This window comes from Pseudomonas sp. TWI923, assembly GCF_039673365.1.
Classification (GTDB): domain Bacteria; phylum Pseudomonadota; class Gammaproteobacteria; order Pseudomonadales; family Pseudomonadaceae; genus Aquipseudomonas; species Aquipseudomonas sichuanensis.
In genome coordinates, this window is sequence record NZ_JBDJLM010000024.1 from 1 (window position 1) to 22,808 (window position 22,808).

Sequence of the window (22,808 nt, forward strand, 5' to 3'; positions counted from 1 at the left end):
GTGAATCCCCGCCTGGCGTGCCCGGCTCACCACCTGCAACGAGATGATCGAGTCGCCGCCCAGCTCGAAGAAGTTGTCCCGCGCACCGATGCGCTCCAGCTTGAGCACGTCCTGCCAGATCGCCGCGATACGTTGTTCAAGGTCAGTGGCCGGGGCTTGGTAGTCGGCCTGCGCCTGCTCCAGGTCCGGCAACGGCAGGGCCTTGCGGTCCAGCTTGCCGTTGGGGGTCAGCGGCAGCGCCGGCAGTTGCAGCAGGTGCGCAGGCACCATGTATTCAGGCAGCTGTTCGCGCAGCGCGGCTTTCACCTGCTCGCTGTCCAGCGTGGCGTTGGCCACCAGGTAGCCGACCAGCTGATGGCCGCTGGCACCTTCCACCGCCAGCACCACCGCCTCGCGCACGCCGGCCTGCTGTTGCAGGCGGGTCTCGATCTCGCCCAGCTCGATACGGAAACCACGCACTTTCACCTGGTGGTCAACCCGGCCGATGTATTCCAGCTGGCCGTCCTCGCGGTAGCGGGTCAGGTCGCCGGTGCGGTACATGCGCTCGCCAGGCTCACCTGTCGGGTTGGGCACGAATTTCTCGGCAGTCAGCCCCGGGCGCAGCAGGTAGCCACGGGCCAGGCCGTCACCGGCCAGGTACAGCTCGGCGGCAACGCCCACGGGGGCGGCCTGCAGTTGGTCGTCCAGCAGCAGCGCGCTGCTGTTGCACATCGGCTGGCCGATGCTCGGCACCCCGCCCTGCAGGCGGCGGCTGAAGGTGGAGTAGACGGTGTCTTCCGACGGGCCGTACAGGTCGTACACGTGGTCCAGGGTGCCCAGCGCGTACAGGCTGTCGACCAGCCCTTGCTTGAGCGGCTCGCCACACAGGTTGACGATGTCCACCTCGGCCGGCACGTCGCCGGCACGCAGCAGCGCGGCGATGGCCGATGGCACGGTGTTGATCAGGCGCACCTCGGCGCGCGCCGGCAGGTTGCCCAGCTCCAGGGCGTTGCGCGCCAGGATCAGGTAACCGCCGTTGGCCAGGGTGACGAACAGCTCCCACACCGACAGGTCGAAGCACACCGAAGTCGAGGCCAGCACGCCCTGGATCTCATCATGGCTGTACATGCTGGCGGACCAGTGCGCCAGGGCCACGATGTTGCGGTGGGTGATGGCCACGCCCTTGGGCCTGCCGGTGGAGCCGGAGGTGTAGATCACGTAGGCAAGGTTCTGCGCAGTCACCCGGGTGACCGGCGCGCTCGCCGGGTAGTGCGCCAACGCCGCGTCGTCCTCGGCCACCAGCACCGTGGTCAGGCCGTCCAGGGAAATGCCTTCGAGCACACCCGGCTGGGTCAGCAGCACCCGCGCCTGGCTGTCTTCGAGCATGTAGGCCAGGCGGTCGAGCGGGTAGTCCGGGTCCAGCGGCACATAGGTGCCACCGGCCTTGAGCACCGCCAGCAGGGCCACCAGCAGTTCGGCGTTGCGCGGCATGGCCACGCCCACCCGCACCTCGGGGCCGACCCCCAGCGCCACCAGGTGGTGGGCCAGGCGGTTGGCGCGGGCCTGCAGCCAGGCGTGGTCCAGGCGCCGCTCGCCATCGATCAGGGCCAGTGCCTGAGGCGTCTGGGCCGCCTGGCGCTCGATCAGCTGATGGATGCACTGCTCGCTTGCATAGGTTTCACGGGCCGGGTTGAAGCCGGCCAGGCGCGCCTGCTCGGCCGCTTCCAAGCTCGGCAGTTCGGCCAGGGGCAGGTGGAACTGTGCCGGCAACCGGGCCAGCAGGCCGCTGAGCTGTTCACCGAGCCGGCGCATGCCTTGCTCGGGGAAGCTGCGGCTGTCGAAGCTCAGGTGCAGTACCAGCTCTTCGGCATGCACCACCATCAGGGTCAACGGGAAGTTGGTCTGCTCGTGGTTGTGCACCTCGCCAAAGCGCAGGCTGTCCGGCGCGGCCTGCTGCAGGGCTTCGGAGATCGGGAAGTTCTCGAACACCAGCAAGGTGTCGAACAGGTTGTCGCCCAACTGCGCCCAGCGCTGCACATCGAACAACGCGGTGTGTTCGTGCTCACGCAAGGCCAGGTTGCGCAGTTGCAACTGCGCCAGCCACTCGCCCAGCGGCTGCTGCGACTCGACGTCGACCACCACCGGCAGGGTGTTGATGAACAGGCCCAGTTGCTGCTCGATGCCGACCAGCTCGGCCGGTCGGCCAGCCACGGTGGCACCGAAGGCCACGTGCTGCTGGCCGGTGTAACGCGACAGCAGCAAGGCCCAGGCACCCTGCACCAGGGTGTTCATGGTCAGCTTGTGCTGGCGGGCAAATTCGCTCAGGGCTTGGGTTTGCTGGGCATCCAGGCCGGTGTACAGCTCGACCTGGCCACCCTCGCCTTGCGGCAGGTCGCCAAATACCCGTGCCAGCCGGGTCGGCACTTGCAACCCCGCCACTTGCCCGCGCCAGAAGTGCTCGGTGGCCGCCGGGTCCTGGGCACCCAGCCAGGCGATGTAGTCGCGGTAACGCCCCGCCTGGGCCGGCACGGCCTGGCCACGGTAGCGTTGCAGCACCTCGCCCATCAGGCGCGAGTTGCTCCAGCCGTCCATGAGGATGTGGTGGCTGGTGTAGATCAGGTGGTGGCGCTGCTCGCCCAGGCGCACCAGCAACAGGCGCAGCAAGGGCGGTTCGGCCGGGTCGAAGCCCTGGGCACGCTCGTCGGCGGCCAGTTGGTCGAGCGCGGCCGTGTCGGCGTCGCGGTCGCGCCAGTCGAGCTCGCGCAGGTTCAGGCGCACGGACTTGCGGATGACCTGCAGCGGGCGCTCCAGGCCCTGCCAGAGGAAGCTGCTGCGCAGTACGTCATGGTCATCGACGCAGGCCTGCCAGGCTGCCGCGAAGCGCGCAGGCTCCAGGCCTTCGACCTCCAGACGCATCTGGTTGATGTAGTCGCCGCTTTGCTCGTAGACGGTGTGGAACAGCATGCCTTGCTGCATCGGCGACAGCGGGTAGATGTCTTCGATCTGCGCCAGTGGCACCGGCAGGCTGTCGAGCCCGGCCATGTCCAGGCCGGCCAGCGGGAAGTCCGACGGCGTCGCCGAGCGCTCCTGCAAGGTGCAGCAGTGCTCCACCAGGGCTTCCAGCTCGCGACCGTAGTCATCCGCCAGGCGTTGCACGGTGGCTTCGTCGAACATCTGCGTGCTGAAACGCCAGCCCATGCTGAACTCGCCGCCATATACCTGGCCATTGAGCGTCAGCCAGTTACCCAGTGCCGCCAACGGGCTCTGGTCCGGGCCCACGGCCTCGCCGGCCGGCACGAACAGCGCGCCGTCCTCGGCCGCAAAACTGCCGTCGAACTGGCCCAGGTAGTTGAAGGTGATGCGCGGCACCGGCAGCGCTGCCAGGTCGGCCTGCACGCTTTCGTCGCCCAGGTAGCGCAGCGCGCCCCAGCCCAGGCCTTTGTCCGGGATCGCTCGCAGTTGCTCCTTGACCAGGCGCAGGTTGCTGCCCAGCGCCTCGCAGCGGCCCAGGCGCACCGGGAACAGGCTGGTGAACCAACCCACCGTGCGGGTCAGGTCGAGCGCATCGAACAACGCCTCGCGGCCATGCCCTTCCAGTTGGATCAGCGTGTCGTCACGCCCGCTCCAACGCCCGATGACTCGGGCCAGAGCGCACAGCAGCAGGTCGTTGACCTGGGTGCGGTAGGCCGCCGGGGCCTCTTGCAGCAGCTTGCGGGTGGTTTCCCGCGACAGCTGGGTGGCCACCGAACGGCCGTGCTGGTTGGCCAGGCTGCCGTCGGGGCGTTCGCACGGCAGGTCGGTGTCGGCACCCTGCAGTTGCGCTTGCCAGTAATCCAGTTGGGACGCCGCTTCACCTCGGGCGTAGTCCTGCAGTTGCCCCGCCCAGTCGCGCACGCTGCTGGTGCGCGCTGGCAGTTGAGCTTGTGTGCCTTGCTCATAAGCCTGTTGCAGGTCTTCGAAGAGGATCCGCCACGACACACCGTCCACCGCCAGGTGATGGATCACCAGCAGCAGGCGTTGTTCGCCTTGGTACTCGGCCAGTACCGCCCGCAGCAGCGGGCCACGGGCCAGGTCCAGGCTGGCCTGGGCCTCACGGCCCAATGCCTCCAGCGCGGCGGCATTGGCCACCTCGCGGCGCCACAGCACGCTGCCTTCAGGCAGGCCGTGGTAGGTCGCCTGCCACTGGCCTTGCTCCTGCACGAAGCCCAAACGCAGCGCATCGTGGTGTTCCAGTACTACCGCCAGCGCCTGTTCCAGGCATGCGGCATCCAACGGCTGCTGCGGCTTGAGCAGAACCGACTGGTTCCAGTGATGGCGCTCGACCTGCACCTCGTCGAAGAACACCCGGTGGATCGGCAGCAGCGCCGTCGGTCCTTCGACCCGGCCCTGTGCAACCTGCACCACGCCCTCGCCTTCACTGGCCACCGCAGCCAAGCCCTGCACCGTCTGGTGCTGGAACAGTTGCTTGGGCGTGAAGTGAATCCCCGCCTGGCGTGCCCGGCTCACCACCTGCAACGAGATGATCGAGTCGCCGCCCAGCTCGAAGAAGTTGTCCCGCGCACCGATGCGCTCCAGCTTGAGCACGTCTTGCCAGATCGCCGCAATGCGTTGTTCAAGGTCAGTGGCCGGGGCCTGGTAGTCGGCCTGCGCCTGCTCCAGGTCCGGCAGCGGCAGGGCCTTGCGGTCCAGCTTGCCGTTGGGGGTCAGCGGCAGCGCCGGCAGTTGCAGCAGGTGCGCCGGCACCATGTACTCCGGCAGTTGTTCGCGCAGCGCGGCTTTCACCTGCTCGCTGTCCAGCGTGGCATTGGCCACCAGGTAGCCGACCAGCTGATGACCGCTGGCACCTTCCACCGCCAGCACCACCGCCTCGCGCACGCCGGCCTGCTGTTGCAGGCGGGTCTCGATCTCGCCCAGCTCGATACGGAAACCACGCACTTTCACCTGGTGGTCAACCCGGCCGATGTATTCCAGCTGGCCGTCCTCGCGGTAGCGGGTCAGGTCGCCGGTGCGGTACATGCGCTCACCAGCAGCGCCCGATGGGTTGGGCACGAACTTCTCGGCGGTCAGCCCCGGGCGCAGCAGGTAGCCACGGGTCACCCCGTCACCGGCCAGATACAGCTCGGCAGCGACACCGACCGGCACCGGGTGCAGTTGATCATCCAGCAGGTAGCCCTGGCTGTTGCACAGCGGCCGGCCGATGCTGGCCTGCCCACCGGCCTCGCGGCGGCAGTAAGTCGAATAGGTGGTGTCTTCCGATGGCCCGTACAGGTCGTACACATGGTCCAGGCTGCCCAGCGCGTACAGGCTGTCAACCAGCTCCTGCTTGAGCGGCTCGCCCGCCAGGTTGACGATCTTGACCCCGGCCGGAATGTCACCGGCACGCAGCAGCGCGGCAATGGCCGATGGCACGGTGTTGACCAGGCGCACCTCGGCCCGTGCCGGCAGGCTGCCCAGCTCCAGGGCGTTGCGCGCCAGGATCAGGTGGCCACCGTTGGCCAGGGTGACGAACAGCTCCCACACCGACAGGTCGAAGCACACCGAGGTCGAGGCCAGCACGCCATGGATCGCCTCGCGCGGGTAGACCCCGGCCGACCAGTGCACCAGCGCGGCCACGTTGCGGTGGGCAATCGCCACGCCCTTGGGCTTGCCGGTGGAACCGGAGGTGTAGATCACATAGGCCAGGTTGTCCGGCCGTACCGCCACCGCTGGCGCGGTGTGCGGGTAAGCGGCCAGGGCCGCGTCATCTTCGTCGACCAGCACCGTGGCCAGCCCTTCCAGCGGCACGCCATCCAGCGCCCCGGCCTGGGTCAGCAGCACGCGGGCCTGGCTGTCTTCAAGCATGTAGGCCAGGCGGTCACGGGGGTAGTCCGGGTCCAGCGGCACATAGGTGCCACCGGCCTTGAGCACCGCCAGCAGGGCCACCAGCAGCTCGGCGTTGCGCGGCATGGCCACGCCCACCCGCACTTCCGGGCCGACTCCCAACGCCACCAGGTGGTGGGCCAGGCGGTTGGCGCGGGCCTGCAGCCAGGCGTGGTCCAGGCGCCGCTCGCCATCGATCAGGGCCAGCGCCTGGGGCTCCTCGGCCGCCTGGCGGTCGATCAGTTGATGGATGCACAGTTCGCTTGCATAGGCCTCACGGGCCGGGTTGAAGCTGGCCAGGCGCGCCTGTTCGGCGGCGTCCAGCAGGCGCAGCTCGCCCAGGGCGGCCTCGGGCCGCTCGACGATCTGCGCCAGCAGGCCCAGCCAGTGGCCGGCCAGGCGCTGCACGCTCGCCGCCTCGAACAGGTCGGTGGCGTAGGTGAACGAGGCCGCCAGTTGCCCGGGGCTTTCGTGGGTGCTCAAGGTCAGGTCGAACTGGGCGTCGTCACCCGACCAGCCCAGGCTGCGCACCTCAAGGCCGGCCAGGGCACGTGGCGCCTGAGCGGCGCCGGCATGTTCGGCCTGGTGGTTGAACATCACCTGGAACAGCGGGCTGTAGCTCAGGCTGCGCTCGGGCTGCAAGGCATCGACCAGTTGCTCGAACGGCAGGTCCTGGTGGTCCTGGGCCGCCAGCGTGGCCTGGCGCACCTGCGCCAGCAGGTCGAGGAAACTGTCCTCGCCGCGCAGGTCGGCCTGCAGCACCTGTGTGTTGACGAAGAAGCCGATCAGGCGCTCGGTTTCCAGGCGGTTGCGGTTGGCGATCGGCACGCCGACGCGGATGCGCGGCTGGCCGCTGCTGCGGAACAGCAGGGTCTGGTAGGCCGCCAGCAGCAACATGAACAGGGTGCTGCCCTGCTGCTCGGCCAGCGCCTTGAGGCGCTGGTGCAGCGCCGCATCCACCGGCACTTCCAGGCGCGCACCGCGCAGGCTCTGCTGCACCGGGCGCACATGGTCGGTAGGCAGTTCGAGCACCACCGGCGCTGTGCCCAGGTGGGTTTTCCAGTAGTCCAGCTGGCGCTCACGCTCGCCAGCGTCCATCCACTGGCGCTGCCAGGCGGCGTAGTCGGCGTACTGGATCGCCAGCGCCGGCAACTGCACCGGCTGCCCGGCGCGGGCGGCACCGTAGCAGTGCAGCAACTCGTCGATCATCACCTGCATCGACCAGCCATCGGAGACGATGTGGTGCTGGGTGACCACCAGCACATGGCGCTGCGGCGCCAGTTGCAGCAGCGCGGCGCGCATCAGCAGGTCGCCGCGCAGGTCGAACGGCCGGCCGACCTGTTCGCCGACGAAGGCCGCGATGGCCGCCTGCTCCTCGGCACCGGCAGGCAAGTGCTGCACCGGCAGCGGGAACCGCACGCCGTCATGGAACACCTGGACGCACTGGCCGTCCTGCTCCTGGAAGCAGGTGCGCAAGCTTTCATGGCGCTCGAACAGCGCCTGGAACGCCTGACCCAGTGCGGCCACGTCCAGTTCGCCCTGCAGTTGCAGGACCATCGGGATCACATAAGCGGTGCTGTGCGGCTCCAACTGCCAGAGGAACCACTGGCGCTCCTGGGCATAGGACAGCGCCAGCCCGGTATCCCGCGGCAATGCCGGGATGGCATCCACCTCGCGGCGCTCGCCTTGCGCCAATGCGCCGACAAAGGCCTGCAACTGGCTGTGTTCGAACAGCACCCGCAGCGGTACATCGATAGCCAGCGCCTGACGCACGCGGGAGACCAACTGGGTCGCCAGCAGCGAATGCCCGCCCAGGGTAAAGAAGTCGTCATCCAGGCCCACCTGCTCGCAGCCCAGCAGCTGCTGCCAGATGGCCGCCACGCTGCGCTCGCGCTCGGTTTCCGGCGCGCGGTACAGCGCTTGCACCTGACGCTGGTCGAAAGCCGGCAGCGCCTTGCGGTCGAGCTTGCCGTTGGGCGACAGCGGCATGCTTGGCAGCAGGATCATGTGCGCCGGCACCATGTAGTCGGGCATGCTCTGCCCCAGCGCCGCCTTGAGCTGGTCGACCAGTGCGCGCTGCACCGCCGCCTCGGCGCCGGCCATGGCCGGGTCGCTGGGCACCACGTAGGCCAACAACTGCACGCCGGCAGCGCCCTGCCCGGCAATCGCCACGCATTCGGACACCTGCGCCTGCTCTTGCAGGCGCGCCTCGATTTCACCCAGCTCGATGCGCAGGCCGCGGATCTTGACCTGATGGTCGATGCGCCCGGCGTACTCGATCACCCCGTCGGCGCGATAACGCGCCAGGTCACCGGTGCGATACAGGCGCTGGCCGGCACGGAACGGGCTGGCGACGAAACGCTCGGCGGTCAGGCCTGGGCGCTGGTGGTAACCCCGCGCCAAGCCTTCCCCGCCCAGATACAGCTCGCCGACCACACCGGCCGCCACCGGGTTGAGGCCGGCGTCAAGGATGTGGGTGGACAGGTTGGCGATCGGCTCACCGATCGGCACGCTGTGCTGGTGCTGCTCGCGGCAGGTCCAGTGGGTAACGTCGATGGCGGCCTCGGTCGGGCCGTACAGGTTGTACAGGCCGGCCTGGCCAAGCTGGGCCAGCACCTGCTGCTGGGTGTCCAGCGCCAGCGCCTCGCCGCTGCAGATGATGCGCTTGAGCCCCTGGCAGCTGCCGGCCTGGGGGTCGAGCATGAACGCCTGGAGCATCGACGGCACGAAGTGCAGCGTGGTGATGCCATGGTCGTTGATCAGGCGCACCAGGCGCGCCGGGTCGCGGTGCTCGCCCGGGCGGGCCAGCACCAGCCGTGCGCCCGTCATCAGCGGCCAGAAGAACTCCCACACCGAAACGTCGAAGCTGAACGGGGTTTTCTGCAGCACCGCGTCGCTGGCATCCAGGCCATAGGCCTGCTGCATCCAGCACAGGCGGTTGGTCAGGGCCCGGTGGCGGTTGGCCGCGCCCTTGGGGCGGCCGGTGGAGCCGGAGGTGTAGATCATGTAGGCGAGGTTTTCGCCTTGCACCGCCACGCCCAGGTCGCCCTCGGCCAGGTGGCCGAGGGCCAGGGCATCCAGGCTCAGGCAGTTCACCCCCGCCGGCACCGGCAGGCGCTCCAGCAGCGCGGCACTGGTCAGCAGCAGTTGCACGCCGCTGTCCTCGATCATGTAGGCCAGGCGGTCGGTGGGGTACTCCGGGTCCAGCGGCACGTAGGCGCCACCGGCCTTGAGCACTGCCAGCAGGCCGACGACCATCTCCACGCTGCGCTCCAGGGCGATGCCCACCAGGCAGTCCGGACCGACGCCCAGGTGCACCAGGTGGCGCGCCAGCTGGTTGGCCCGGGCGTTGAGCTGGGCGTAGCTGAGCACCTCTTCGCCCAGTTGCAGGGCCGGGGCATCCGGGGTACGCGACACTTGGGCTTCGATCAGGCGCTGCACGGGCTGATCGAGCGGGAAGCTGGCATCGGCGGTGGCGTTCCACTGCCCGACGATACGCTCACGCTCGTCGGCGCCGAGCATCGCCAGCTCACCCAGCTTGCCCTGCGGCGCCGCAACCACGGCGCGCAGCAGGTTGACCCAGTGCTGGGCCATGCGCTCGGCGCTGGCGGCATCGAACAGGTCGGTGGCGTAGGTAAGGCTGGCGGCCAGGCCCTGGGCATGCTCTTCGGTGGCCAGGGTGAGGTCGACCTGGGCGGTGCAGCCCTCGCGCTCGATCACCTCGGCCGTGAGGCCCAGGCCGCCGCCGGCGGGGGCCTGCGCGGCACTGCTGCCCTGGTGGTTGAACATGGCCTGGAACAGCGGGTTGTGGCTCAGGGTGCGCTCAGGCGCCAAGGCTTCGACCAACTGCTCGAACGGCAGGTCCTGGTGCGATTGCGCGCCCAGCACCCGGGCCTTGACCTGGCCCAGCAGGTCGGCAAAGCCGTCGCAGGCATCGAACCTGGCGGCCAGCACCTGGGTGTTGGCGAAGAAGCCCACCAGCCCTTCCACTTCCACCCGGGTACGGTTGGCCACCGGCACACCGACACGGATATCGGTTTGCCCGCTGTAGCGGTGCAGCAGGGTCTGGAAGCTGGCCAGCAGCAGCATGAACAGGGTCACGTTGCTGCGCTGGGCCAGTTGCTTGAGGCCTTCGGCCAGCCCGGCATCGATCTGGATGTCCAGGCGCGCGCCGCGGAACGACTGGCGCAGCGGCCGTGGGCGGTCGGTGGGCAATTCCAGCACCTGCGCCTCGCGGCCCAGTTGCTCGACCCAGTAGGCCAGCTGGCGCTCGCGCTCGCCGGCCTCCATCCACTCGCGCTGCCACGCGGCATAGTCGGCGTAGTCGATGGCCAACGGCGCCAATACCGGCTGCTCGCCGCGGCTGAACGCTGCGTAGCACTGCATCAGCTCGCGCACGATCAACTGCATCGACCAGCCGTCGGAGACGATGTGGTGCATGGCCAGGGCCAGCACGTGCTCGCGCTCGCCGGTGCGCAGCAACGCGGCGCGCAGCAGCGGCTCGCGGCGCAGGTCGAACGGCTGGTTCAGGCACTGGCCGAGCAGCTGCTCGATACGCGCCTGGGGCGCCTCAAAGGGTTGCAGGGTTTGCAGCGGCAAGGCGAACGGCTGCGGCTCGCGGATGAACTGCAGCACCTGGTCCTGGTCCTCGACGAAACCAGTGCGCAAGGCGCCATGGCGCGCCAGCAAGGCATCGAATGCCGCTTGCAGGGCGCCATGATCGAGCTCGCCCTGCAAGCGCAGGGCGGTGGGAATGTTGTAGGCAGCGCTATGCGGGTCCAGTTGCCAGAGGAACCACTGGCGCTGCTGCGCGTAAGACAAACGTAAAGGCGCCTGCGGGTCGCGCTTGAACACCGGTGCGACAGCAAAGAGGTCGATCCCCTTTTCCTTGAGCATCCTGGCCAGGGCCTTCCGTTCCTTGGCCGACAACGCTCCAACCGCACCGATCAACTCTTGCACGTCCCGCACTCCTTTAAGAAATCAGCTTTTCAAGCTCTGCGCTTGATAAACGTTTGAGTGCCTCCAAAGATTTAGCCAATTCGTCTTCGACGGGCTGCGCCACGTCGCGCAGGCCGCGCACGTGGGCGCAGAACGCCTCCAGGTTGCTCGCCATGAACAGGTTTTCCAGGCTGACTTCCACCCCCATTTGCCCGCGCAGGCGGACGATGACCTGGGTGGCCAGCAGCGAGTGCCCGCCCAGTTCGAAGAAGTTGTCGTCCAGCCCTACACGCTCCACCTCCAGCACCTGCTGCCAGATCGCCGCCACCTGCTGCGCAAGCTCGTCGCTCGGTGCACGGTGCGGGCCGCTCACGGCCGCTTCCGGCGCCGGCAGCGCGCGGCGGTCGATCTTGCCGGCGGGGCTCAGCGGCATGTGCTCCAGGCGCACCACGCGGGCCGGCACCATGTACCCCGGCAGCGTGGCGGCGACCCAGGCCTTGAGCGCGGCATCGTCGACCGCTGCCGCCAGCACCAGGTAGGCGACCAGCTGCGCGCCAGCGGTGCCCTGGTGCACCTGCACCAGCGCTTCACGCACCAGCCCGTGCTCGCGCAGGCGGGCCTCGATCTCCGCCGGCTCCACCCGGAAGCCGCGGATCTTCACCTGCTCGTCGCCACGGCCCAGGTACCACAGCACCTGCTCGGCATCGCGCCAGGCCAGGTCGCCGGTGCGGTAGCGGCGACTGCCCGGCGTACCGTCCGGGTCGGGCACGAAGCGTTCGGCGGTAAGCCCCGGCCGCCCGTGGTAGCCACGGGCGAGCAGCTCGCCACCGATGCACACCTCACCGGCGCCCTGCTGGGCAGCGGCGCCACCCTGGCCGTCGTCCAGGTACAGCGCACGGCCCGCCAGCGCCTGGCCGATCGGCAGCACCGCCGGCACTGCCTGCGGGTTGGCCAGCCACGGCGTGCAGTCCTGCAGCGTGGCGGTCACGGTGGCCTCGGTCGGGCCATAGGCATTGAGCAAGGTCACCGTGCGGCCCAGCGCACGCGCCCAGTCCTGCACGGCGCTACCCGGCATCGCCTCGCCGCCGCACAGCACCAGGCGCAGGCTCGCCAGGGCATGGGGCCCGCTGTCGGCGAGGTCGCGGGCGATGGTCGCCCAGTACGCGGTGCTCAGGTCGGCCACCGTGATGCCCTGGGTATCGACCACGTCGCGGAACTGGCTGCTGCTCCACACCGCCTGGCCGCGCATGACCAGCGTGGCCCCCACCGCCAGGGTGGCGAACAGCTGCTCGACGAAGGGATCGAAGTTGAAGGTGGCGAACTGCAGCACCTTGTCGCTCGCCATCAGCCCCAGGGCCTGGATCGCCGCCTCGGTGTGCCGGGCCAGCGCCCGGTGGGTCAGGGCCACGCCCTTGGGGCGGCCGGTGGAGCCGGAGGTGAAGATCACATAGGCCAGGCTGTCCACCAGGCCCGACCAGGCCGGGTCGTCATCCTGCCCGGCAAGCTGGGCCAAGGGCTGGTCCAGCGCCAGGGTGGCCACCCCGGCGTCGGCGTGACCGCGCAGCAGCGCGGCTTCACCGAGCAACAGGCTGATACCGCTGTCCTCGACCATGGCCTGCAGGCGCTCCTGGGGGTAGTCCGGGTCCAGCGGCACGTAGCCGGCGCCGGCCTTTAGCACGGCCAGCACCGCCACCGGCAGCTCGACACTGCGGCCCATGCAGATCCCCACCAGGTGCTCGGGGCCTACGCCGCGCCCGCGCAAGGCATGGGCCAGGCGGTTGGCGCGCCGGTTCAGCTCGGCATAACTGAGCTGTTGCCCGTCGCACACCACCGCGCAGGCCTGGGGTTGCGCCAACGCCTGGGCCTGCAGGCGCAGGTGCACCGGCACCAAGGCGGCGCAGTCGTCGACCCGGGCGCGCTCATGGCGCAGCCGTGCTTCGTTCTGCACCAGGCCCAGCACGGGCAGTTCGGCGACCGCGCAGTCGGCAGCCGCCGGCATGGCCAACAGCAGGTTGCACAGCTGTTCGGCCAGGCCCTCGACCACGGCCGCAGGCAGCACCGCCAGGTCGTGGCTCATTTGCAGTTGCAGGGTCTGGCCAACGCCGGCGGCGATGGTCAGCGGGTAGCTGGTGCGCTCGTGCTGGTGAACCTCACCGAAACTCAAGGCGCCACCGGCCTCTTGCAGGGCCTCGGCCATGGGGAAGTTCTCGAACACCAGGATGTGGTCGAACAACGCCTCGCCGCCCTGCCCCACCCAGCGCTGGATGTCATACAGCGGGGTGTGCTCGTACTCGCGCATGGCCAGGTTGCCGGCCTGCAAGGTCCGCAGCCATTCGCCCAGGGCCTGCCCGGGCGCCGGGTTTGCGAGCATCGGCAGGGTGTTGATGAACAGCCCGATCTGCTGCTCGATGCCCGGCAACTGCGCCGGCCGCCCAGACACGGTGACGCCGAAGCACACCGCCTGCTGCCCGGCCAGGCGTTGCAGCAACAATGCCCAGGCGCCCTGCACCAGGGTGTTGAGCGTCACCCGCTGGGCGCGGGCAAAGGCTTCCAGGCGTTGCGTCTGGGCAACGTCCAGGGTGCGGTCGACGTTGGCCATGCCGCCTTGCCCGGCCTGCGCGCCCGGCAGGCAGTCCAGCAGGCGGGTCGGCGCCGGCAGCCCGGCCAACTGCTCGCGCCAGAAGGCTTCGGCACTGGCCGGATCCTGGGCTTGCAACCAGCGAATGTAGTCACGTAGCGGCTGTGGCGCCTGGGCCGGCAGCGCACCGTGGTAGCGCTGCATCACCTCGCCCATTACCTGGGCGCTGCTCCAGCCGTCCATGAGGATGTGGTGGTGGGTGTACACCATCACATGGCGCTCCGCTGCCACCTGTACCAGACACACCCGCAGCAGCGGCGCACGCCCGAGGTCGAACGGCGTGCTGCGCTGCTCGGCGTACAGCGCCTGGAGGGCGGCCGGCAGGTCGGATTTCGCCCGCCAGTCGATTTCCTGCAGCGGCGACGGCACCTGGCGCTGCACCACCTGCAACGGCTCGGTCTGCTCATCGCCCCAGAGGAAAGCACTGCGCAGGATGTCGTGGGCCTGCACGGTCTGCTCCCAGGCCATGCGCAGGCGCGCGACATCCAGCCCGCCGATCTCGACGTGCAGCTGGTTGATATAGGCGCCGGCCTCGGCCTGGTACAGCGAATGGAACAGCATGCCTTGCTGCATCGGCGACAACGGATACAGGTCCGCCACCTCCCGTGCAGTCAACGCCAGGCCGTCGAGGGCGGCCTGGTCGAGCCCGGCCAACGGCACATCCGACGGCGTCAGCGCACCGGCCGAAGGCGCCAGGCAATGCTCCACCAGCTCGCCCAGCTCGACGGCATAGGCATCGGCCAGGCGCTGGATGGTCTCGGGCTGGAACATTTGCCCGCTGAAACTCCACTCCAGGGCCAGCACGCCCTGGTACACCTGGCCACTGAGGGTCAGCCAGTTGCCCAGCAGCGCCTCGGGGCTGCGCTCGTCGCCCTTGCCCTCGGGGGCCGGGCGCAGCAGCGCCTGTTCGTTGAAGGTGGCGTCCACCTGCCCCAGGTAGTTGAAGGTGATGCGCGGCAGCGGCAGGCCCTGCAGGCGCGCGCGGTCTTCGGCGGCCCCCAGGTACTTGAGGGCGGCGAAGCCCAGGCCACGGTCGGGCACCGCACGCAGTTGCTCCTTGACCTGCTTGATGGTCGCCGCCGGGTCGGCGGCGGGTTGCAGGCGCACCGGGAACAGGCTGGTGAACCAGCCCAGGGTGCGCGACAGGTCCAGGTCAGCGCCAAGGTCCTCGCGGCCATGGCCTTCGAGCTGCACGCTGACCGACGCTTCGCCGGTCCAGCGGCACAGTACCCGGGCCAGGGCGGCCAGCAGCAGGTCATTGACCTGGGTGCGGTAGGCCGCCGAAGCGCCCTGCAACAGCCCACTGGTCAGGCGCGCATCCAGGCGCGTGACGGCGACCTGGCGGTCGGCGCTGCGCGCAGGTTCGCGGCTGAGCATCTGCGGCAGGTCCTGGTCGTGCTGCGGCAACTGCGCCGCCCAGTAATCCAAGGTGGCGCGCTGCGGCTCGGCTTGCGCCCAGTCGGCCAGTGCCTGGCCCCAGCGCTGCACCGAACTGCTGCGTGCCGGCAGGCGTGGCTGCGCACCGGCCTGCAGGGCGTCATGGCAGGCCTGCAGGTCTTCCAGCAGGATGCGCCAGGACACCCCGTCCACCACCAGGTGGTGGGCGCTCAGCAGCAGCCGCTGGCTGCCGTCGGGCAGGGTTGCCAGCACACCGCGCAGCACATCGCCACGGGCCAGGTCGAAGCTGCGCTGGGCCTGGTTCAGCAGCGGGTCCAGCTCCTCGAGCGTGGCGCAGTGGCGCTGCCACAGCAGCGCGGCCGGCGGTTCATCGGCGGCCGGGATATGCGCCTGCCAGCCCTGCGCGCCCTGGGTGAAGCAGCTGCGCAGCACGTCATGGTGGCGCCACAGCTGCAGCAGCGCCTGCTCCAGCACGGCAGCGTCCAGTGGCTGGCGCGGCTGCAACAGCAACGACTGGTTCCAGTGATGGCGCTCGACCGGGTCGGCGGCAAAGAACGCCTGCTGGATCGGCAACAACAGGCACGGCCCCTCGGCGGCGGGCTGCTCGACCAGCGTTTGCAGCTGGTCGAACCCGGCACGGGCCGCCAGGCTGCGCACGGTCTGGTGTTCGAACACATCCCTGGCGCTGAAGGCAATGCCGGCAGCGCGCGCGCGGCTGACCAGCTGGATGGCGACGATGGAGTCGCCGCCCAGCTCGAAGAAGTTGTCGTCCAGGCCGATCTGCGGGCTGCGCAGCACCTCGCGCCACAGCGCGGCGATGCGTTGCTGGCGCTCGTCGCCCTGGGTTGCGGGCGTGCTGCCCGCCTGCGCCTGCGGTTGCGGCAGGGCCCGGCGGTCAAGCTTGCCGTTGGCGGTCAACGGCAATGCCGCCAGCGCCAGCACATGGGCCGGCACCTGGTGGGCCGAGAGCCGTTCGCGCAGATAAGCCTTGAGGCTGTCGGCCTGCAGCGTTGCGTCGGCCGCCAGTACCACGTACGCCACCAGCTGGGTGCCATTGGCACCGGGTTGGCCGCTGACCACGCACTCGTTCACGTCGCCATGGGCCAACAGTTGCTGTTCGATTTCGCCGGGCTCGACCCGGTAACCGCGAATCTTCAACTGCTGGTCGCCACGGCCCAGGTACTGCAACTGATCATCGGCGCGCTGGCGCACGCGGTCGCCGGTGCGGTACAGGCGCTGGCCGTCGCCGAACGGGTCGGGGACAAAGCGCTCGGCTGTCAGCCCGGGCTGGCCCAGATAGCCACGGGCCAGGCCCGCGCCGCCCAGGTACAACTCGCCCTGGCTGCCCAGCGGCGCCTGCTGCAAGGCGCCATCGAGCACCTGCGCGCGCAGGTTGGGCAGCGGCGCGCCGAGCGGCGCGACGCTGCCCAGGTCATCGAGCAGGCAGGTGAACACGCCCACCGTGGTTTCGGTCGGCCCATAGTGGTTGACCAGGGCGCAGCCCGGCGCCAGAGCGCGGATACGTTGCAGCAAGGCCGGCGGGCTGGCTTCGCCGCCCAGCACCAGACAACGGCGCGGCAGCACGCCATGGTTGTCGCTGCCCAGCAGCGCGCCCAGGTGCGACGGCACGATCTTCAGCGCATCGACGCCATGCTGCTGCATGTAGGCGGCGAAGGCCTGGCCATCGACCGCGGTGTCGGGATCGATCAGGTGCAGGGTGCGGCCGCCGGCCAAGGCGCCGAACAGCACGGTATGGCCAAGGTCGGCAGCCAGGGTGGAGACCAGCGCCATGCTCTGCACCTGGCCCAGGGGCAGGCGCTGTTCGATGCCGTCCAGGTAGTTGGCCAGTGCCGCCTGGCTGACGCCGACGGCCTTGGGCTTGCCGGTGGAGCCGGAGGTGAAGATCACATAGGCCAGGTCGCCGCCCAACATGTTCAAGGTCGGCGCGGCGCACGGGGCGTCGAGCGGGCCGCTGGCATCGTCCAGCAGGTGCAGCGTCACGTCGGTGAAGCCGCTGAAGCGTTCGGCCTGGTCGCTGGGCGCCAGGAGGTGAGCGGCGCCACTGTCGGCGAGCATCTGCTCCAGCCGTTGGCGCGGGTACTGCGGGTCGAGGGCGACGTAGCAGGCGCCGGCCTTGAGCACGGCCAGCAGGCCCACCAGGGTTTCCAGGCGACGCTCGGCGCACAGCGCCACCTGCGTGCGCGGGGCCACACCGCTGTCGATCAGGCGGCGGGCCAACTGGTTGGCTTTGGCCTCGAGGGCGGCGTAAGTCAGCGAGCGCGCACCTTCAACCAGGGCAATACGCTGCGGATGCGCGGCGGCCTGGGCCGCGAAGCGCTGGTGCAGCCACGGGCCGCGTACTGTCGCATCTGCCTCGCTGGTTTGGGCAAGCGGCCCCAGCGGCAGGGTTTCGATGGCCCGCGCAGGCTCCGCCAGTGCGGCGCCCAGCAGCTGCGCCCAGTGCTGGCCGAGGCGCTCGATGGTGCGGGCCTCGAACAGGTCGGTGGCATACAGCAGCGAGGCGCTGAGGCGCTCGCCCTGCTCTTCGGTGTTCAGCGCCAGGTCGAAGCGCGCGGATTCGCGGGTGATTTCCAGCGGCGCCAGCTCGACGCCCGGCAATTGCCAGCGGTTGCCCTGGCGGGTCGCGACCTGGTGATTGAACAGCACCTGGAACAGCGGGGTGCGGTCCAGGCTGCGCTGGGGTTGCAGGGCATCGACCAGGTGCTCGAACGGCAGGTCCTGGTTGGCCTGGGCTTCGAGCACGCGCTGGCGCACCTGGGCCAGCACCTCGACGAAGCTGTGGCGGCCATCGAGCTCCACCTGCAACACCTGGGTGTTGACGAAGAAGCCGATCAGCCCCTCGACCTCGGCGCGGGTACGGTTGGCGATCGGCGTGCCGACGCGGATCACCTCGCTGGCGCTGTAACGCATCAGCAGCACCTGCAAGGTCGCCAGCAGCACCATGAACGGCGTGCAGCCGTTGGCCGCGGCCAGTTGCCGGACCGCCTCGCCCTGCCCCGCCGGCAGCTCGATGGCCAGCCGCGCGCCACGGCCGCTGCGCCGCGCCGGGCGCGGATGGTCGGCGGGCAGTTCGAGGCTGTCTTCGGCCACGCCCAGGCGCTCGCGCCAGTAGCCGAGCTGGCGCTCGGCCTCGCCGGCCTCCAGCCACAGGCGCTGCCAGCGGGCGTGGTCGGCGTACTGGATCGGCAAGGCAGGCGCCGGCGCCTGCGCCTGGTAATGGCGCAGCACCTCTTCGATCAGGATCGGCATCGACCAGGCGTCGGTGACGATGTGGTGGGTGCAGAACACCAGCACCCACTGCTGCTCGCCGGTGTGCAGCAAGGTGGCGCGCAGTAGCAGGTCGTGTTCGAGGTCGAACGGCTGCGCGGTCAGCGCCTCAGCCACCTGCTCCAGCTGCGCCGGGCTGCTGCCGCGCAGGTCCTGGTGCTGCAGGCTGAAGGCGCGGTGGCTGTGCAGCACTTGCAGGACCTGTTGCTCGTCCTGGCGGAAGTTGGTGCGCAGCGCCTCATGGCGCTGCACCAGGGCCTGCAGGCTGCGCTCCAGGCGCTGGGCGTCGAACGCCCCGCGCACGCTGAGCAGCGCCGGCTGGTTGTAGGCCGTGGACTGCGGGTCGAGCTGCCACAGCAACCACAGGCGCTGCTGGGAGAACGAGGCCTGCACCAATTCGTCGAGGTTGTCTCGGGGTGGGATGGGCAGCAGATCGAAGGCCAGGCCCTGCTCGCGCATGCGCCCTTGCAACACCTGGCGCTCTTCGGCTGGCAACGCGGCGAAGCGCTTGGCCAGCCCCTGCATGCGATCGGACAGCGCGGTCATACGTCCTCCACCGCATCGAACAGGGCTTCGAGGGCGTCGGCCTTGTCCTCGCTGACGCCCGAGCCGCGATGTCGCTCGACCTGCTCGGCCAGCAAGGCCACGGTTTCACCTTCGAAGAACACCCGCAGCGGCAGGTCCAGGTTCAGGCGCTCCTGCACCTGGGAGCGGATGCGCGTGGCCAGCAGCGAGTGGCCGCCCAGGGCGAAGAAGTTGTCGTGCACGCCCACCTGTTCCAGCTGCAACGCCTCCTGCCAGATCTGCGCCAGGGTCTGCTCCAGTTCGTTGCGCGGCGCCTGGTAGGCGCTGCCCTGGGCTTGCAGGGCGGCGAGCGCGGTGCGGTCGAGCTTGCCATTGGGGGTCAGCGGCAAGCGGTCGAGCACGCGCAGGAAGGCCGGCACCATGTACTCGGGCATCTGCTCGCGCAGGCGCTCCAGCAGGCGGTTTTCCAGGCCGCTGGCGCTGGCCGGGTCACGCAGGGTGGCGAAGGCCGCCAGCTGCGCGCCGGCGCCCGTCTCGCGCACCACCACGGCGGCTTCGCGCACCTCGGGCTGCTGGGCGAGGCGCGCTTCGATTTCGCCCAGTTCCACGCGGAAGCCGCGCAGCTTGAGCTGGAAGTCCAGGCGCCCGAGGTAGTCCAGGGTACCTTCGACGCCGGGGCTGACCCGGTCGCCGGTGCGGTACAGGCGCTGGCCGGGTACCGTGGCAAACGGGTCGGGCACGAAGCGGCTGGCGGTCAGCCCAGGGCGCTGCAGGTAACCACGGGCCAGGCCCGGCCCACCCACGTAAAGCTCGCCCTCACGGCCGAAGCCGACCAGTTCGCCTTGTTCATCGAGCACCCGCAGGCGGGTGCCGGCAATGGCGCCACCGATCGACACCCGCTCATACGCCGGCAGGGCTTGCATGGCATGCGCCGAGCACCACACCGAGCTCTCCGACGGGCCGTACTCGTTGACCAGCAAGGTTTGCGGCAGGCGTTCGGCATGCCGCGCCGGCAGCTCCAGCGGGCAAGCTTCGCCGGCGACAATCACACAGGCCAGCGCGGGCTGCTGCAGGTGTTCGAGGATCTGCGCGTAGAACGACGGCAGGGCCAGGAAATGGCTGATGCCCTGCTCGCCGATCAGCTGCGCCAGGCGCGCCGGGTCCTTGTGCATCTGCTCTTCGGGCAGGTACAGGGTGCCGCTCTGGCCGAGGGTCCAGAAGATCCCCGCCACCGAGCTGTCGAACGAGAACGACGACAGCATCAGGAAGCGCCGCAGCGGGGCCCGGTAGAACTCGCCACGGGCGCGGGTCGAGGCACAGGCGTTGGCATGGCTGATCATCACGCCCTTGGGCTTGCCGGTGGAGCCGGAGGTATAGATCACGTAGGCCAGGTTGCCGGGGGCGAGCGCCACGGCCGGGGCCTGTGCCTGGGCGGCCGGCAAGCCCTGTTCGAGGGCCAGGCGGGTAACGCCGTCGGGCACCTCGATGCCGTCGGCCAGGGGGCGCAGGGTGATCAGGCACTGGGCGCGGGCGTCGTGCAGCATGAACGCCAGGCGCTCGGCCGGGTAGCTGGGGTCCAGCGGCAGGTAGGCGCCACCCGCCTTGAGAATGGCCAGCAGGGTCACGACGATTTCCACCGAACGCTCGCCGTACACCGCCACCACGCTGTCGGGGCCGACACCGCGCTCGCGCAGCGCCTGGGCCAGGCCGTTGGCGCGCTGGTCGAGGCTGGCGTAGTCCAGCGCCTGTGCGCCGACTTGCAGGGCGGTATGCCCTGGGGTGGCCTTGGCGGCCTGCTCGAACAGCCCGTGCAGGGTTTCACCAGGCAGCTCTACCCGCTCGGCGCTGCGGTCGAAGCGTTGCAGCAACTGCTCGGTCTGGGCGCTATCGACACCGTTCAACTGGCTCAGCGGCTGGTCGAGGTTGGCGGCCACCTGCACGGCAAACTGGGCGAACTGCGCCAGCCACGCCTGCAACTGGGCGGCATCGAATACCCGTGCCGGGCTGACCAGGCGCAGGGCCAGGCCCTGCCCGCGCTGTTCGGCGCGCAACAGCAGCTTCTGCCCCAGCGGCCAGTCCTGCTCCAGCTGCGCGGCCTCGGCGCGATAGCCACAGGCGAAGGCCGGCAGCAGGGCTTCGCCCAGGTCGGTTTCGTCCAGGCAGTCGAGCCAGGACAGGCCCTGGCGCAACTGCCCGAGCAAACCCGGCAGTTGCTCGCCCAGGCCTCGGCTGCTGTCGAGCGCCAGCACCAGCGGCAGCTGGCGGGCGAAGTGGCCGACGGTCTGTTCGAGCTGTTCGTTGCGCCCGCTGACCTCCAGCCCCAGCACCACGCTGGCGGGCTGCCCCAGCTCAACCAGGAACGCGGCCCACACTACCGCCAGGGCTTCGTCGGTGCTGATCCGCCCCGCCTCGGCCAGCTTGGCCAAGGCGTCAGCCACGGGGTTGGCCAGTTGCTCGACGCACGGCGCCTCGGCCAGCGCCACCCGGCGCTCGAACGGCAAGGCAACGGGGCGCGCCTGCTCGGCCAGCAGGCCACGCCAGAACGCACGCCCTTGCTGGCCGATGCTTTCCTGGGCCAGGTCGCCCTGCCAGGCGGCGTAGTCGGCGTATTGCAGGGCATCGAACTCGGCCAGCGCTTCACCGCGCAGCAAGGCTTGCAGCTCATCACCCAGCAGGCGCAAGGCGGCCGGGTCGGCACTGGCCAGTGCCACGCCCAGCAGCAGGTTGCGGCCCTCGAGGCTTGCGGCCAGCGGGGCCTGGCCGAGGTCTTCGGCCACCTGCAGGCGGGCCTGCTCGGCCGAGGCGGCGTGACGCACGCGCAGGTTCACCTGAGCGTGAATTTCCTGCGCCGGGTGTTTCAGGCCCGGCACTTGCACGTAGCGGGTGCGCAGGATTTCGTGACGCTCGCACAGCTCGGCCAGGGCCTGCCGCAGCGCCTCGAGGGAGGGCTCGGCGTGCAGTTGCAGCCACAGCCGCGCAGCCAGCGCCTGGCCGCCGCTGGCCTGGAGCAGATGCGCCTGTTGCGCCGAGGTCTGGAAAATTTCTGCGTTGCTTGCGGTCATGCTTGAACTCCTTGGCCCAGTGCCACTTCGCTGCTTTTCAGGGGAATGGCCATGGCCGTGAGGATCTTTCGCGGGCCGGTGTAACCGTTGCGCGCGTGGATGGTGAGGATGTTGTCGAGGATCACCACGTCGCCCTTCTGCCAGGGGAACTCGACCATGACGTCGCGGTAGATCTGCTGCAGGTGGCGGATGTGATCCTCGGGGATCGGGCTGCCGTCGCCGTAGAAGGTGTTCTGCGGCAGTTCGTCGTCGGCGAACTCGGCGCGCAGGCTGTCGCGGATGCTCTCAGGCAGGGTCAGGGCGTTGAAAAAGGTGGCGTGGTTGAACCACACGGATTCACCGGTGCGCGGGTGGCGGACCATTGCCGGGCCTTTCTGGCGGGTGCGCAGGCGGTTGCCGGATTTCCACTCGGGCTCCACGCCGATCTTCGCGCAGTAGGCCTCGACCTCGGCGCGGTTTTCGGTCTGGAACACGGTCTGCCAGGGCAGGCCCATGCCGTCGCCGTAGTTGCGCACGTACAGCACGCCGCCCTTGCGCACGAAGGCATCGCGCACCTCGGCGTCAATGCGCGGCAGGATCAGCCGGGTATCGCCGAACGGGGTTTCACCGCCGGTGGGCGACGGCAGGTCGCAGTAGAAATACAGGTGCAGCGGGAACACCGGCGAATAGGAGTGCTCGTTGTGCGGGAAGATCTTCTCCACCGCCGGGTAGTCGGTCGAGCTGTAGACATTGTGCTTGCGGGTGATCTGGGTGCGCGGCGAGGCGCGGAACAGGTACTCCAGGGCACCGCCGGAAATCGCATCGACGCACTGGTTGAACTCGCCGATGTCCTGCACGGCGAAGCCGCGGAACAGGATGGTGGCGTGCTGGTCCAGCTTGCTTTCGATCAGCGCACGGTTCTGCCCGGCCCATTCGGCCAGGTTGATGCCCGCCACCTTGGGCGTGCACAGCAACGGCAGGCTGTGGCCTTCGAACATTGGCGAAAAGGCCACGAGGCTGTCGTGGTCCATGCTCAAACTCTTGCGCCGCCCCTTGGCCAATACCGGAATGGCTTGCGCCTCGCTGTTGGACATTTCCATCTCCCGTTCGGTAAAGCCGGCGGCCCAGCGGCCACCGGCATG

Annotated in this window: 4 protein-coding genes; all 4 read right to left on the reverse strand. The window is 69.5% G+C overall.

Annotated features, from left to right (window positions below):
* Nucleotides 1-10,797, reverse strand: a 10,797-nt coding sequence (locus ABE459_RS12025; RefSeq protein WP_346648035.1) for an amino acid adenylation domain-containing protein, incomplete at its 3' end; no start/stop codon positions are given.
* Nucleotides 10,798-10,810: 13 nt separating this feature from the next.
* Nucleotides 10,811-18,646 carry a non-ribosomal peptide synthetase gene (locus tag ABE459_RS12030; RefSeq protein WP_323831141.1) on the reverse strand — a complete coding sequence of 2,612 codons (7,836 nt, stop codon included), beginning with the start codon at nt 18,644-18,646 and terminating at the stop codon, nt 10,811-10,813.
* Nucleotides 18,643-21,687: an amino acid adenylation domain-containing protein gene (locus ABE459_RS12035; RefSeq protein ID WP_323831142.1), complete on the reverse strand. Its 3,045-nt coding sequence runs from the start codon at nt 21,685-21,687 to the stop codon at nt 18,643-18,645. Before ABE459_RS12035 ends, ABE459_RS12030 begins: the two co-directional genes overlap by 4 nt.
* Nucleotides 21,684-22,760: a TauD/TfdA family dioxygenase gene (locus ABE459_RS12040; protein WP_323831143.1), complete on the reverse strand. Its 1,077-nt coding sequence runs from the start codon at nt 22,758-22,760 to the stop codon at nt 21,684-21,686. Before ABE459_RS12040 ends, ABE459_RS12035 begins: the two co-directional genes overlap by 4 nt.
* Nucleotides 22,761-22,808: the final 48 nt, after the last annotated feature.